The sequence below is a fragment of the Duganella sp. LjRoot269 genome (genome assembly GCF_964254095.1).
Lineage (GTDB): Bacteria > Pseudomonadota > Gammaproteobacteria > Burkholderiales > Burkholderiaceae_D > Rugamonas > Rugamonas hordei.
The window spans coordinates 1,446,557-1,460,900 of the sequence record NZ_CAXUSL020000001.1; the positions used below are offsets into that span (position 1 = coordinate 1,446,557).

16 protein-coding genes are annotated in these 14,344 nt (G+C 65.6%); 5 read left to right on the top strand and 11 right to left on the bottom strand.

Translation table 11 applies throughout. The features are described 5' to 3' along the window. Positions 1 to 85: 85 nt before the first annotated feature. From ACSQ3S_RS06320 to ACSQ3S_RS06330, 3 genes are read right to left on the bottom strand one after another with little or no spacing between them, the layout of a single operon-like run. The gene (locus tag ACSQ3S_RS06320; protein WP_353399558.1) at positions 86 to 937 is read right to left on the bottom strand and encodes a sulfurtransferase; all 852 of its coding nucleotides are present in this window, start codon (positions 935 to 937) and stop codon (positions 86 to 88) included. 9 nt (positions 938 to 946) lie between these two features. Next, the gene (locus ACSQ3S_RS06325) at positions 947 to 1,870 is read right to left on the bottom strand and encodes a DMT family transporter (protein ID WP_176654747.1); all 924 of its coding nucleotides are present in this window, start codon (positions 1,868 to 1,870) and stop codon (positions 947 to 949) included. Between the two features lie 8 nt (positions 1,871 to 1,878). Further along, the gene (locus ACSQ3S_RS06330) at positions 1,879 to 2,979 is read right to left on the bottom strand and encodes an aromatic ring-hydroxylating oxygenase subunit alpha (RefSeq protein WP_176654746.1); all 1,101 of its coding nucleotides are present in this window, start codon (positions 2,977 to 2,979) and stop codon (positions 1,879 to 1,881) included. Between the two features lie 323 nt (positions 2,980 to 3,302). Here ACSQ3S_RS06330 and ACSQ3S_RS06335 point away from each other — a divergent pair, with 323 nt between their 5' ends. Genes ACSQ3S_RS06335 through dxs form a run of 3 tightly spaced genes read left to right on the top strand, consistent with a single transcriptional unit; the run spans position 3,303 to position 6,319 of the window. After that, entirely contained in the window at positions 3,303 to 3,560 is a 258-nt protein-coding gene (locus ACSQ3S_RS06335; protein WP_176654745.1) for an exodeoxyribonuclease VII small subunit, read from the top strand. Continuing rightward, positions 3,557 to 4,447 (top strand): polyprenyl synthetase family protein, encoded by an 891-nt coding sequence (locus tag ACSQ3S_RS06340; protein WP_436141886.1) that lies wholly within the window; start codon positions 3,557 to 3,559, stop codon positions 4,445 to 4,447. Before ACSQ3S_RS06335 ends, ACSQ3S_RS06340 begins: the two co-directional genes overlap by 4 nt. Next, positions 4,448 to 6,319: a 1-deoxy-D-xylulose-5-phosphate synthase gene (dxs, locus tag ACSQ3S_RS06345; protein WP_436141887.1), complete on the top strand. Its 1,872-nt coding sequence runs from the start codon at positions 4,448 to 4,450 to the stop codon at positions 6,317 to 6,319. Here the strand turns inward: dxs and ACSQ3S_RS06350 are convergent. Next, on the bottom strand, positions 6,306 to 7,526 hold the full coding sequence (locus tag ACSQ3S_RS06350) for an SGNH/GDSL hydrolase family protein (protein ID WP_436141888.1): 1,221 nt from the start codon (positions 7,524 to 7,526) through the stop codon (positions 6,306 to 6,308). The genes dxs and ACSQ3S_RS06350 overlap by 14 nt on opposite strands. 103 nt (positions 7,527 to 7,629) lie before the next feature. Here ACSQ3S_RS06350 and ACSQ3S_RS06355 point away from each other — a divergent pair, with 103 nt between their 5' ends. Both ACSQ3S_RS06355 and ACSQ3S_RS06360 read left to right on the top strand, forming a co-directional pair. Further along, the gene (locus tag ACSQ3S_RS06355; RefSeq protein ID WP_436141889.1) at positions 7,630 to 8,541 is read left to right on the top strand and encodes a LysR substrate-binding domain-containing protein; all 912 of its coding nucleotides are present in this window, start codon (positions 7,630 to 7,632) and stop codon (positions 8,539 to 8,541) included. A gap of 69 nt (positions 8,542 to 8,610) precedes the next feature. After that, positions 8,611 to 9,360, top strand: coding sequence for a M48 family metalloprotease (locus ACSQ3S_RS06360; protein ID WP_353399570.1), 750 nt, complete (start codon positions 8,611 to 8,613; stop codon positions 9,358 to 9,360). Between the two features lie 4 nt (positions 9,361 to 9,364). Here ACSQ3S_RS06360 and ACSQ3S_RS06365 read toward each other — a convergent pair whose 3' ends face one another. The 7 genes from ACSQ3S_RS06365 to ACSQ3S_RS06395 form a co-directional block, all read right to left on the bottom strand. Further along, positions 9,365 to 9,919, bottom strand: a complete 555-nt coding sequence (locus tag ACSQ3S_RS06365; RefSeq protein WP_413447072.1) for a cob(I)yrinic acid a,c-diamide adenosyltransferase — start codon at positions 9,917 to 9,919, stop codon at positions 9,365 to 9,367. 17 nt (positions 9,920 to 9,936) lie between these two features. After that, entirely contained in the window at positions 9,937 to 10,491 is a 555-nt protein-coding gene (locus tag ACSQ3S_RS06370) for a hypothetical protein (protein WP_413447071.1), read from the bottom strand. Positions 10,492 to 10,570: 79 nt separating this feature from the next. After that, complete coding sequence (locus ACSQ3S_RS06375; protein ID WP_413447070.1) at positions 10,571 to 11,473, bottom strand: hypothetical protein; 903 nt, start codon at positions 11,471 to 11,473, stop codon at positions 10,571 to 10,573. A gap of 62 nt (positions 11,474 to 11,535) precedes the next feature. Then, on the bottom strand, positions 11,536 to 11,679 hold the full coding sequence (locus ACSQ3S_RS06380) for a hypothetical protein (RefSeq protein ID WP_353399578.1): 144 nt from the start codon (positions 11,677 to 11,679) through the stop codon (positions 11,536 to 11,538). Between the two features lie 80 nt (positions 11,680 to 11,759). Then, positions 11,760 to 12,632, bottom strand: coding sequence for a CPBP family intramembrane glutamic endopeptidase (locus ACSQ3S_RS06385; protein WP_436141890.1), 873 nt, complete (start codon positions 12,630 to 12,632; stop codon positions 11,760 to 11,762). 13 nt (positions 12,633 to 12,645) lie between these two features. Further along, a complete protein-coding gene (locus tag ACSQ3S_RS06390) occupies positions 12,646 to 13,317 on the bottom strand; it encodes a DUF2987 domain-containing protein (protein WP_176654735.1) in 672 nt (223 codons plus the stop codon). Between the two features lie 17 nt (positions 13,318 to 13,334). After that, a complete protein-coding gene (locus tag ACSQ3S_RS06395) occupies positions 13,335 to 14,342 on the bottom strand; it encodes a lysophospholipid acyltransferase family protein (RefSeq protein WP_436141891.1) in 1,008 nt (335 codons plus the stop codon). Positions 14,343 to 14,344: the final 2 nt, after the last annotated feature.

Genomic DNA, 14,344 nt, shown 5'->3' on the forward strand with positions numbered 1-14,344 from the left:
AGACTGGTCACGCGATTGAATACCGCTTGGGAAAGGGCGGTATAACCGTGACGCGGTGGGTTCGGCAGGTCCGCGTAAAAGTACTTTAGGCTCCGGTCGCCACCGGGCGGGCGGGATCGGCGCACCATTCGCTCCAGGAGCCGGGATACAGCGCGGCGCCGGGCAGGCCGGCTACTTCCAGGGCCAGCAGGTTGTGGCAGGCCGTCGCGCCCGAGCCGCATTGCATGATCGCTTGCGGCGCGCTGGCGAACAGCGGGGCGAATTCCTCTTTCAGCTGCGCGGCGTCCTTGAAGCGGCCGTCGGCGCCCAGGTTATCCTTGAAGAAGCGGTTCTTGGCGCCCGGAATATGGCCGCCGACCGGATCGATGGTCTCGTTCTCGCCGCGATAGCGGTCGGCCGCGCGCGCGTCGACCACCGTACGTTCCTGCGTGGCCAGATTGGCCACCACCTCGTCCACCGACACCGTCTTCACCAGCGACGGCTTGTCGCTGATGGTGCCCGGCGTGCGGCGCTGGGCCAGCGTCACCATGCCCAGCCCCTGCGACTGCCACGCGGCCAGGCCGCCGTCCAGCACCGCCACCGCCGGATGGCCGACCCAGCGCAACAGCCACCACAGGCGCGCGGCGAACATGCCGCCGTGCGCGTCGTAGGCCACCACTTGCGTATCGTCGCTGATGCCCCAGCCGCGCAGCGTCTCGATCAGCGCGGAGCGCGCCGGCAGCGGATGGCGGCCGCGGAACTTGCCGTCCGGGCCGGTCTTGGCGCCCGCCAGGTCGGTATCGAGGTTGGCGAACTGCGCACCCTGGATGTGGCCGATGGCAAAGCCGTCGCGGCCCGCGTTCGGATTCATCAAGTCGTGGCGGCAATCGAGGATCACCCAGTTGTCATCGGTCAGATGCTGGGACAGGTCGGCGGCGCTGATCAGGGTGGTGTGCATGCGTGCTCCTTATACTTCGCTGGCTATCGGGTCGGTACTGGCTATCGCCTTACCGCGTTCGGTGTTGCGCGTATTGTAGAACGTTGCGGCCACGCCGGACAGCAGGATGATGGAGATGCCCAGCCAGCTGTGCCAGCTGAACACGTCGCCGAACACCAGCACGCCCCAGACGCTGGAAAACACGATGCCGGTGTATTGCAGGTTGGCCACCACCAGCGTGTTGCCGAGGCGATAGGCGCGCGTCATCGCGATCTGCGCGCTGGTGGCGCAAATGCCGATGCCCAGCATCAGCAAGGCGCCGTGCACGCTGGCGATCGAGTGCCACACGGCGCCGCCGGCGCCGGCGAACACGTAATTGCCGGCGACACCGGCGACCAGGTTCATGATGGCGAAATAGAACACCACGCGGTTCTCCGGCTCGCCGGCCAGGCCCAACTTGCGCACCTGCAGATAGGCCATCGCCGACAGCACGCTGGAAGACAGCGCGAGCAGGGCGGGAGCCAGCAAGTTGGCCTGGAAGGCCGGCTGCAGCAGCAGGGTGACGCCGACAAAGCTCATCGCCACCGCCGCCAGCAGCGGCCACCTGACCTGGTTCTTGGCATGCCACCAACCCATCGCGAACAGCCAGACGGCGATCCAGATCGGCGCCATGTAGTTGAGCGTCATGGCGGTGGCCAGCGGCAGCTTGCCGATCGAATAGAACCACAGCCACAGCGACACCACGCCGACCACGCCGCGCCACAGGTGGGCATACGGCATGGTGGTGCGGAACGATCCGCCTTGGGCGCGGATCGCGACGGCCAGCACGATGATGCCGACTATTCCGCGATACACAACCAGTTCGGAGGTTGAAAACTCTTGCGAGGCCAGCTTCACGCACACCCCCATCGCGGCGAACATGAAACTGGCAAACAACATCCAAAGTGATTGCATCGAAAATCCTATAAGTCGATATTGGCTCGATACCACTCGTGGAAGTGCTGCATGCCGTCTTCCATCGGCGACTGGTAGGGGCCGGCGTCGCTGGTGCCGCGCTGCATCAGGATCTTGCGGCCGGCATCCATGCGCAGGGCGATCTCGTCGTCCTCGGCGCAGGTTTCCATGTAGGCCGCGCGCTCGGCCTCGATGAACTCGCGCTCGAACAGCACGATCTCCTCGGGGTAGTAGAACTCGACCACGTTCTTGGTGCGCTGCGGGCCGTCCGGCCACAGGGTCGAGACGATCAGCACGTGCGGATACCATTCGACCATGATGTTCGGATACAAGGTCAGCCAGATCGCGCCGTACGGCGGCGGTTCGCCGCCACGGAACTTGAGCACCTGCTCCTGCCAGCGCTTGTAGATCTCCGAGCCGGATTTCTGCAGGCCGCGGTTGACGCCCACCGTCTGCACGCTGTAGTCCTGGCCGAATTCCCAGCGCAAGTCGTCGCAGCTGACGAAGCCGCCGAGGCCCGGATGGAAGGGCTCGACGTGGTAGTCCTCCAGGTAGACTTCAATGAAGGTCTTCCAGTTGTAATTGCAGGTCTGCACTTCGACGTGGTCGAACATATAGCCGGAGAAATCCAGGTCCCTGGTCACCGACAGCTCATTGAGCTTTTCCATGACGTTGTAGCCGTTCTGCTCGAACAGCAGGCCGTTCCAGCTTTGCAGCCTGGTCTTCGGCAGGTTCAGGCAGGGCGTTTCCGGGAAGTGCGGTGCGCCGATCAGTTCGCCCTTGAGGTCGTAGGTCCAGCGGTGCAGCGGGCAGACGATGTTGTTGGCGTTGCCACGGCCGTTGAACATCAGCGCCTGGCGGTGGCGGCAGACGTTGGATAGCAGCTCCAGCCCGTTTGCGTTGCGCACCAGCATACGCCCTTCGTTTTCGGAAACGAGGGTCGCGAAGTCGCCGACGTTCGGCACCATCAGTTCGTGCCCGACGTAGCGCGGACCGGACTGGAATAATTGCTGCATTTCACGCTGCAGTAGCGCTTCGTCAAAGTAGACGTCAACCGGAAGTTGCGCGTGTGGACGCGCCAGCTTGGCGTGGGTACCCAGATCGGACATCCCAACCCCCCTTAATATATACATCAAACCAAGAAGAGACAGAATCCGTAAAGACCTGAATTCAAAGTTGTTGAAAATGGTATTTCGGACAGAACCGGAGATTATACCGCCTTTTACCCCTCTCCAGCGGACTGCTGTGCTCGTTTTTCGTGCAAAATCTTGTGAAAATTGCATGCTGGTACGGCATATGGCGACGATTGCGATAAAATCCATGGATTGCCCCGCCAGCGGGAGGCTATAGTTCCACCGGATGAGGTGGTTTGTTCTAAAATAACGGGCTACACTGCGCTGGCACGTGTTTTTGCCTTGAAACCTGAGTGACTATGTCTAAGAAATTAACTGCCGACGCGACCGCCGCCGTCCCCGTCTCGTTCGAAGAAGCGATGGCGGAGCTGGCCCAGCTGGTTGCGCAAATGGAGGCAGGACAGCTGCCGCTGGAAGCCTCGGTGGCCGCCTATGCGCGCGGTTCCGAGCTGGTGAAGTTCTGCGCCGCCCAGCTGGAAAAAGTGGAATCCCAGGTCAAGGTGCTGGACGGCGACATGCTCAAGCCGTTCGCGGAAGCCGGCGAGGCCGAACAATGAGCGGCGCCTTCGACGATTGGATGAAGACCGTCCAGGCGGCATCCGAAAACGATTTATCCGGTTTTCTTCCCGCCGCCACGGCGGTGCCGACCAAGCTGCACGCGGCCATGCGCTATGCGCTGTTGGGCGGCGGCAAGCGCGTGCGTCCGCTGCTGGTGTATGCGGCCGGCGCGCTGTTCGGCGCCGACGCGGCCACGCTGAGCCGCGCGGCGGCGGCGGTCGAAATGATCCACGCCTACTCGCTGGTGCACGACGACATGCCTTGCATGGACGACGACGAACTGCGCCGCGGCAAGCCGACGGTGCACGTGGCTTACGACGAGGCGGCCGCGCTGCTGGTCGGCGACGCGCTGCAGTCGCAGGCCTTCCTGGTGCTGTCGGAAGCGGCCAGCATTCCCGCCGCGCGCCAGGTGGCGATGCTGCGCCTGCTGGCGCACGCCTCCGGCTCGGCCGGCATGTGCGGCGGCCAGGCGATCGACCTGGACAGCGTCGGCCTCAGCCTGACATTGGAGCAGCTGGAGCAGATGCACCAACTGAAGACGGGCGCCTTGCTGCGCGCCTCGGTGGTATTGGGCGCGCTGGCCGGCAAGGATTTGGACGACAATGAACTCGCCGCGCTGAACGTGTATGCGCGCGCCATCGGCCTGGCGTTCCAGGTGGTGGACGACGTGCTCGACGCGACGGCCGATTCGGCCACATTGGGCAAGACCGCCGGCAAGGACGCCGCCGACAACAAGCCGACCTACGTCTCGATCCTGGGTCTGGAGCCGTCGCGCGCGCTGGCGGAAAAATTGCGGCTCGACGCGCACGCAGCGCTCGCGCCGTTTGGAGAAAAAGCTCTGCGGTTACGCGAACTCGCGGATTTGATCGTGCAGCGGAAGGCATAAATGAACTTGCTCGAAAACATACATACCCCAGCCGACGTGCGCAAGCTGACGCGCACCCAGCTGACGCCGCTGGCGCACGAACTGCGCAGCTACCTGCTCGATTCCGTGTCGAAGACCGGCGGCCACCTGTCGTCCAACCTCGGCACCGTCGAGCTGACGGTGGCGCTGCACTACGTGTTCAACACGCCGCACGACCGCATCGTCTGGGACGTCGGCCACCAGACCTATTCGCACAAGATCCTGACCGGCCGCCGCGACCGCATGCACACCTTGCGCCAGCTGAACGGCATCTCCGGCTTCCCCAAGCGCGACGAAAGCGAATACGACACCTTCGGCACGGCCCACTCGTCGACCTCGATCTCGGCTGCGCTGGGCATGGCGCAGGCGGCCAAGATCAAGGGCGAGCACCGCCACGCCATCGCCGTCATCGGCGACGGCTCGATGACCGCCGGCATGGCGTTTGAGGCGCTGAACAACGCCGGCGTGCAGGAAGATCTGAACCTGCTGGTGATCCTGAACGACAACGACATGTCGATCTCGCCGCCGGTCGGCGCCTTGAACCGCTATCTGGCGCGCCTGATGTCGGGACAGTTCTACGCCGCCGCCAAGAACGTCGGCAAGTCGGTGCTGCCCGGCCCCGTGCTGGAACTGGCCAAGCGGCTGGAAGAACACGCGAAGGGCATGGTGGTTCCGGCCACGATGTTCGAGGAGTTCGGCTTCAACTACATCGGCCCCATCGACGGCCACGACCTGGAATCGCTGATCCCCACGCTGCAGAACATCAAGCAGCTCAAGGGGCCGCAGTTCCTGCACGTGGTGACCAAAAAGGGCCAGGGCTACAAGCTGGCCGAGGCCGAGCCTATCCTGTACCACGGCACGCCGAAATTCAATCCGGCCGAGGGCATCAAGCCGGCCGCCGCGCCGGGCAAGATCACCTACACCGAAGTATTCGGCAACTGGCTGTGCGACATGGCCGCCGCCGACAAGAAGCTGGTCGGCATCACGCCGGCGATGCGCGAAGGTTCGGGCATGGTGCGCTTCGAGCAGGAATATCCGGACCGCTACTTCGACGTCGGCATCGCCGAGCAGCACGCGGTGACCTTCGGCGCCGGCCTGGCCTGCGAGAACCTGAAGCCGGTGGTGGCGATCTACTCCACCTTCCTGCAGCGCGGCTACGACCAGCTGATCCACGACGTGGCGCTGCAAAACCTGGACGTGACGTTCGCGCTGGACCGCGCGGGCCTGGTCGGCGCCGACGGCGCCACCCACGCCGGCAACTACGACATGGCCTACCTGCGCTGCATCCCGAACATGGTGGTGATGGCGGCGTCGGACGAAAACGAATGCCGCCAGATGCTGACCACCGGCTACCAGTACAACGGTCCGGCGGCGATCCGCTATCCGCGCGGTGCCGGCATCGGCGCGGCGATCAAGCCGGAGTTGACCACGCTGGAAATCGGCAAGGGCGAAATCAAGCGCAAGGGCCAGAAGATCGCGATCCTGGCGTTCGGCTCGATGGTCGCACCGTCGGTCGCCGCCGGCGATGCGCTGGACGCCACGGTCGCCAACATGCGCTTCGTCAAGCCGCTGGATGTCGAGCTGGTCAAGAAGCTGGCGGCCGACCATGATTACCTGGTGACGGTGGAAGAGGGATCCATCATGGGCGGCGCCGGTTCGGCGGTTGCCGAGGCGATGGCCGCCGAAGGCATCGTCAAGCCGCTGCTGATGCTGGGCCTGCCGGACAAGTTCATCGACCACGGCGACCCGGCCAAGCTGCTGAGCAGCGTGGGCCTGGACGCAGCCGGCATCACCGCCTCGATCAAACAGCGCTTTGCAGGCGGCGAGCCGCGCCTGGTCGTCAATAACGGCTGATGCTGCGGGCGATCGCCGCATATCCGGCATCGCCGGGATGCAGGTGGTCGCCGCTGTCGTAGCGCGGCTGCATGCGCGACGGGTGGTCCGGGTCGCGCAGCAGCGCGTCGAAATCGGCCACCTCGTCAAACTCCCCGCTTTCCCTGATCCACCGATTGACCTCGCCGCGCACCGCGTCCTTGGCGGGCGTGTAGTAGGCGTTGAAGGGCGTGTCTTGCAGCGCGCCTTCGAACGGCAGCAGCGTGCCGCCGACGATGCGCACGCCGCGCGCGTGCGCCTGCGCGATCAGCTGCCGGTACGCGGCGATCATGCGCGCCGCCGTCATCGGCGCCTCCTGCGGCGCGAACGCGCTTTGCGGCCAGCCGATATCGTTAATCCCCATTAGCACCACCGCCGTATGCACGCCCGGCTGCGCCAGCACGTCCTGCTCGAAGCGCGCGGCGGCATTGGCGCCCATGCGGTCGCCCAGCAGGCGCGCGCCGGAGATGCCTGCATTGACCACCGCCACGCCGCCGGCGCCGAGGCGTCCCGCAAGTTGGTCGGGCCAGCGCCGGTCGCTGTCGGGCGTCGAGCCATTGCCGTCGGTGATGGAGTCGCCGAATGCGACCACCGCGCGCGCAGGCATCTCCGCATCGACCCAGATCCCCGCCAGCAGGGCGCGGCCGTGCAGCGGCGTCGCACCGGGCAGTGCGGCGGCTGAGGCGACGTTGCCGGCGGCGATATGGCCGGTCTGCTGCGCGCCCCAATGGAAGGTGGCCAGCGGCGTTTTCTGCGGCAGGTAGACGCTGACGGCCAGTTTTTCCAATGCCGCCAATGGCATCTCCAGCGCGTCGCTGACTGCGGGCGCGCCGGCGGGAATGACGGTGCCGCGCTGGCCGCCGAAGGTCAGCACCTGATCGGTACCCGGCGCGATGCCGCCGCCCGCCCCGGCGGCGCGCGCCACATGCGCCTCGCCGACCACCAGCGGCTGGCTGCCGTAGCGGTTGGACAGCACGATGCGCACGCGCCGGCCGCCCACGCTGATGCGCGCCGTTTCGCGCACGGTTTGCTGCGCCAGGCTGTCGGGGATGCCGGTCGGCAGCACAAAATCACCGCTGCGCCAGGCGGCGTGCGGGCTGGCCTGCCAGCTGGCGACCCAGTTTTCCGCCGCATGCAGCGGCGCGGTGAGTGATGCCGCCAGCACGGCAGCGGCGAGGAATTTGTTCATGATGCGCTCCTGAAAAGTGAGAAGCTCACGATAGGTTATTCCTGAATTGCGCGGAAGGCGGCAAAACTGACTATACTTTATTCAAATATGGAATGAGGGTGCCATGGATACCATCCGTTCACTGCGTTGTTTTGTGCGGGCCGTCGAGCTGGGCAGTTTGTCCGCCGTGGCGCGCGAGGAGGGCACGAGCCAGCCCACCGTCAGCAAGCTGATGGCCGCGCTGGAACGCGAACTGGGCGTGCGCCTGCTGGAACGCAGCACCACCAGCCTGCAGCCGACGCCGCAAGGCAGCCGCTTCTACCAGCGCGCGCTGGGCGTGCTGGCCGCGTATCAGGAAGCGGTGGCCGATGCGCGCGGCCAGACCGACACGCCGGCAGGGCTGGTGCGGGTCAACGCGCCCTCCGCGTTCGGGCAGTTCCGCCTGAACGCCTTGCTGGCGCCGTTCATGGCGCGCTACCCGCAGGTCGAGATCGAGCTGATACTCGACGACCGGATGGTCGACCTGGTCAAGGATGGCGTCGACATTGCCGTGCGCCAAGGGCATGAGCTGCCGCCCGACGCGGTGGCGCGGCTGGCCGGGGTGTCGCCGCGGCAACTGGTGGCGGCGCCAGAGTACCTGCGCGCGCATGGCGAACCGCTGCAGCCGCGGGATCTGGCGCGCTTCGACTACATCCGTTTCGCCTGGCTGGCCGACGGCGATCTGCTCACGCTGCAGCGCGGCGAACAAGTGGAAACCGTCCACACGCACGGCCGTTACCGCGTCAACAGCGCACTGGCGATCCGCGAAAGCCTGGTGGCCGGCGGCGGCATCGGCTTGTGCCCGCTGTGGCTGGTGCAAGACCTGCTCGGCAGCGGCACGCTGGTGCGCGTGCTGCCGGAATGGCAAGGGCGGCCTCAGCCGCTGCATCTGCTGTCGCCGTCGCGCCGCTACCAGCCGCTGCGCGCGCGCCTGCTGCTCGACCATCTTGCGGCTGAGATCGCTCACCTTCCCGGTTACGCAACACAATTGACGTAAGTCCTTGTCCCCGGCGGAGCATGGCGTATATTGATATAAACCGTTTATATCAGATCGCGCCGGGGAGGCATGATGAAACTGATCGTCGTCGGCTTGATGGCCGCATGTTTGGCGCACGCCGGCGCCGGTGCGCAGGTGCCGGAATCAGGCCGGGCGCAGGAGCTGATTTTCAGCGCCGAGGAGGTGGCCAGCAAGGTGGAGGACCGTTATATCGATCGCGTGGTCGAACTGGCGGCTTCCGGGCGCCTGGACGACGACCGCGCCTTGCTGGCGCGCTTGCAGACCATAGGCGCCGGCTTGATACGGGCCGCCGTGGCGCTCAAGCCGGAAGCGGCGGCATGGCAGTGGGAGTTCCATACCACCAGCGATCCGGAAGTCGACGCCATCTGCATGGCGGGCGGCAAGATCCTGGTCGGCAGCGCCTTCGTGCGCCAGCTGGCGCTGAGCGACGGCGAGCTGGCCACGTTACTGGGACACGAAGTCGCCCACGCGGTGGCCGAGCATCATCGAGAAACCTTGTCGGAAGCGCTATTCCTGAACCGTCAGCCGATGCCGCCGCTGGAGGTGGTGATGGAGCGCCTGGACAGCGACCTGTCGCTGCAGATACGGCTGTCCAAACTTTCAAGCCTGCAGGAATCCGAGGCCGATCAACTGGGCATGGTGCTGGCGCATCGCGCCGGCTGGCCGGCCGGCGAGATGGTCAGCTTCTATCGCAAGCTGGCCATGGGCGACCAGGCGGCGCTGGTGGCCGGCGCTTATCCGGCCAGCGCCTCGCGCCTCAGCATGGCGAAGGGGATGGAGCAGTTGTTCAAACCGTAGTGTCTTAGCCGCGCTTGCGCTCGTGCTGCCACAGCACGTCGCTGCCGCCGGCGTAGCGGTTCAACACGCGCGACAGCACAAACATCAGATCCGACAGGCGATTCACATACTGGCGCGGATGCTCGTGGATGGTCTCGGTCTTGCCCAGCGTGACGATGGCGCGTTCGGCGCGGCGGCACACGGTGCGGCATATGTGCGCCTGCGAGGCCGCGCGCGAGCCGGCCGGCAGGATGAACTCCGTCAGCGCCGGCAAGGTGGCGTTGTACTTGGCCAGCAGCGTGTCCAGGCGCTCGACGTGCGCCTCGGTGATCATCTGGTAGCCGGGGATGCACAACTCGCCGCCCAGGTCGAACAGGTCGTGCTGGATCGTCACCAGCTCTTCGCGCAGGTCGGCCGGCATGTCGTCGCACAGCAGCAGGCCGATGTGCGAATTGAGTTCGTCCACCTCGCCGATCGAGTGGATACGCACGCTGTCCTTGTCGGTGCGGCTGCCGTCGCCCAGACCGGTGGTGCCGCCGTCGCCGGTGCGGGTGGCGATTTTGGAGAGTCGGTTGCCCATGTTTGATTCCTCAGTAGTTATTTGGCCGCCAGGCTGGCGCGGCGCGGGTCGTAGCAATCGAAGCCCGGGGTGTTCCAGAACTCCAGCAGGCCGACGGTTTCGTACATGCTGACTTCCTCATCGTACATCGGAAACAGGCCGGCCAGGTGGATGGTGCGGTCGGGCAGCTCGAAGGTGATCTGCTCGTCGCTCATGAACTGCGGCTTGTAGACGAAGCAGGCGTTCATCGCGCTGTCCTTGGACATCGGCGCGTCGAGCTTGAACGAAGCCTGGTAGTGGAACGGGCTGTCGCCGTAGAATGACTGCGCGATATAGGCGGCCGCGCTGCCCCAGCCGCTGTCGGTGGTTTTCAGCGTGAAGCTCAGTTCCGGCCGGCCGTTGACCCAGCTCGGGTGGTTGGCGTTGGACAGCCCGGCCGTCACCGCCGTCAGCATGCCCTGCGCCGGGAAATCCGGGAAATAATAGACCAGCATGCGCGGACGGTTTGCCAGCGCCACTTCGGCGATCTGCGCCGTCACGCCAAGACGCTCTTCCAGCGCCAGTAGCCAAGCCTGCTCAAAATTGTATGCCATCTGCCGCTCCGAATAAGCTGATTGTCTGATGGGTTCGAAGCATACGCCAAGGCGGCCCGCCGTGTCAGCAGTTTTTGCGCTACCAGGCGTGCCGCGGGTGGCGCAGGCCGAATATTGCGCTCTGGCCGGTGAGCGCCAGTTCGTCGACTCCGTCGAAATTGCCGTGCCGGCGCCGGGCCTGCGCCAGCTGCCGGTATAGCGGTTCCGGTAACTCGAAACTGCGCTGGCGGTCGACGTCGAGGATGTAGCGGCCGGCCTCCACCTTGAACAACAGATAGGCGTCGTGCCGTCGTTCGTTCCAGAAAAACTTGTGCAGGTCGAACATGCGGTCGAAGTAGTAGGGATGTGCGGCCACGCGCTGCTCCAGCGCGCGCAGGCAGTCCCGCTGGGACAACGGGCCGAGATCGGTGATCACGCAGCCATCCGGCGCGGGATCGGCGAACAGCAGGCGATGCGGCAGTTGCATGCGCTCGGCCAGCGTGAACAGCGCGGGTTTGGCCAGGATGTTCCCATCGAGGAAGGCGTGGCTGGTGTCTGCCGGCGAGCCGCTCCCCCAAGGACGGTCGATCAGCACGAAAATCGGCGCCCGCTCGGCTTGCGCGCGGCGTATGCCTTTAATCAGTGGAAAGCCGCCGAGGATGAACTGGATACTGAAGCCGTGCCGGTGCGCCAGCCGGTTCAACATCTGCGCATGCTCGTCGCTTTGCGTGCTCATGCAGCAATAGACCTTGCGCGCCGGCGATGCGTCGGCCAGCGCCTTGACCAGGACCGGGTAGCTGCCGTAGTGGCAGGACATATACAGCGTCGAGACGCTGGCGTCCGGAACTCGACCTCGGTGGCGGTAGCGCGCGTCCATGCGTTCGTTGGCCAGCAGGCTTTGCTGGTAGCGGCGCCATTTGCGGATGTGGGCATAGGCGGCGGGGCGCGGAATGCCCAGCCGCAGCATGTTGGCCAATGCCATGATCGTGCGGGATTTTTGCATAAAAAAAGCAAAGGCGTTTGGGCGCCTTTGCAAAGCATCGGGAGTTAAACGAAAAGTGCTGCTTAGTAGTCTTCCTGCGTCGGGCAACTCCATTCAATTGCCACCGGCAGCGCTTCGATCTGCTCGAAAATGACTTCCTTGACCTGGGCCAGTTTCTGCTCGATGTGGTCGGTCATTGTCGGTACGCCGTAAAGTGCGAGGTCCATGCGATTTCCTTCATTGTTGCTATGCCTACTCTAGATCAGTTTTCGGCGGCCCTGAGCAGCCCGGACGGCTGCGGTGTTTCTTATCGCCTGCCGGCGGGCACGAAGCGGCCGGCGTCGCGCGCTAGTGTCAGCAACACCAGTCCCGACACGGTGCACACCGCCACGGCGGCCAGCGAGGCTTCGGCGCCGAAGCTGCCGCCCGTCAGCCAGTCCGGCCCATCCAGCCTGCCGATCAGGAAGCCCTGCTGGGCATAGCCGGACACGGCCACCGAGCACACCGGTCCCTGCACGAAATTCCAGGCGAAATGGATGGCGATGCACAGCCACAGCCGGCCGGTCAGCATGTAGGCGGCCGCCAGCATCAAACCCGCTTCGATGGCAATCGCGGCAGCGTTGAACAGGGTGGCGGCCGGATTGCTCAGATGGAGCGCGCCGAACAGCAGCGCCGACGCCAGCAGCGCGGCGCTGCTGCCGAAGCGCTGCTCCAGGATGCGGAACAGGATGGCGCGAAACAAAATCTCCTCGGTCACCGCGCCCTGTACGAAGCGCGGCACGTTCAGCGCCAGCTCGGCCCAGCGGTTGTGGCCTTCGACCTGGTAGGCGCCGGAGGCGGCCAGTATCGTCATCACCAGGCCGAACGCCAGCGCACCGATCAGCAGTCCGGCGCCGCTTTCGGTCCAGGCGCCCGCCACCGCCAGCTCGCCCGGACGGCGCCGTTCGACTAGGCGTACATAGCCGCAGTAGGCGGCCAGCGACAGCGCCGTCACCAGTAGCGGACGCAGCAGCTGGGACAACGGTGACGCATCCTGTCTCAGCAGGGAGGCCAGCCCGAACGCGGGCAGGCTCACGACGCACCAGGCCAGCGCGATGCGCGCCAGCGGCGAGCGCAGCGCCCGCAGGCCGCGGTGTTTGAGCCAGTGTCTGATCCCTGCCGTGGCGGTCGACCGTTGCATGGCGTGCGCGGCCTCAGTCGGTCAGGAAGTCGGCCGCCAGCGGACGTGCCGACAGCAGGATTTGCGCATTGGCGGCCAGCAGCGCTTCGTCCAGCTTGAGCCGGATGCGCGATTGCGCGTCGGCGCGCAACTGGCGCACGCCGTCGCGGGTCTGCAGCTCCAGCGTCGGCGCGGCGGTGGCGGGGAACTGCAGCTCGACGCCGCTGAAGGTCGGCATGAAGAAGCGCATCGGTCCGGCGCCGGCGCGCATCATGGCGTTCATCTGGCGCACGCTGGTCATCAGGCTGGCGTAGCTGAAGCGCAGTCCGTCGGGCAGCGTCGGCCGGGCGCTGAAGGAAAACGCCGACTTCTCGTCGGCCGCCAGGCTGGTGTAGATCATCGGGTTGGCCTTGAGCCAGCGCGGATCGGACTTCAGGTCGAAGCCGCCGTCGGCGCTGACGGGCAGGCGCGTGGTCTCGCCGCCGTCGACGAGGAACAGGCGCACTTCCTCGGGCCGGATGGTGGCGTTGCGCGGCTTCATGTTGCCGCGGATGACCAGCTTGTCGCGCTGCTCGGCGGGAAACTCGTACACCTTGTCCAGGTGGGTGATTTTCAGCAGTGTCTGGTAGTCGGCCAGTTCGCGTTCGGCGGCGCCCGCGCTCAGGCACAGGCAGGCCAACAGCGCGGCCGGGATCGGGTGGATCATCAGGCTTCTCCGGTTGATCATTGCATTGCGGCCAGGGCCGGTGGCGCCAGGTCCTGCAACAGTTGGGGGAATTCAGGGATCGCATTGCTGAAGGCCGGCGCGGCCGACCGCAGTTGCTCCAGCCATTGCTGCGGCGAGCCGTTGTCCACGCGCAGCCGCCGCTGCAGCAGTTCGCCGCTGCCCGGCAAATACACCCAGTGCTGCGGCGCGCGCCGTATCTGCGCCTCGATCTCGCGGAAAATGGCGGCGGTCAACGCGGCGATGTCGGCATCGAGGTCGCCGCTGCGCTGCACCGCCAACGGCGTACCCAGCCGTACCGTCGTGTCCAGCCCATCGCCGGGGCAGCTGTGGCCGACGATGACGGTGGCGTTGCTCTTCAGCGCGAACAGGCTGGTGCCGGCCATCGCCGGTACCAGCCTGTTAAAGAACGGCACGTACAGCGAATGGCCGCTGATGTCGAACACGTCCGGCATCATGGTCAGCGCTTCGCCCCGGCGCAGCACGCGCAAGGCCTTGAGCACGGCGCTGTCGTCGTTGAACAGCGCGTTGAAGCCATAGCCCAGGCGCTGGAACAGTTCCTCGAAACCGCTGGAACTGCTGCTGACCGACGGCGGGTTGTAGAACGCGTTGACGGTCTTGTGGCGGCCGATTTCCTGGATCAGCTTCAGGCAGCCGAGCTGGAAGGTGCCGTAGTGCGGCGTGACGAAGATGACCGGCTTGTCGTCCCGCTTGAGCTGATCGAGGCAGACGCCACCCTCGATGCGCACATGGCGCGCGACGAACGATTCAAGCCGCGCCGCATCCAGCCCGGCCAGGTGGGTTTTGATCAGGTGGAAATTGCGCATCGACAGGCGGTAGCGCAAGTATAGGCGGTCCAGCTCGGCTGCGGACAGTTCGGGTAGCGCGATGCCGACGGCCTGCGCGAACTGGCGGCGGCCGTCGCGCTCGACCAGGCTGGACAGTTCCAATTGCGCGCGCGCCAGGCGCAGGCGCAGGTGCAGCAGCAGTTCGGTCATTGACGGCATGG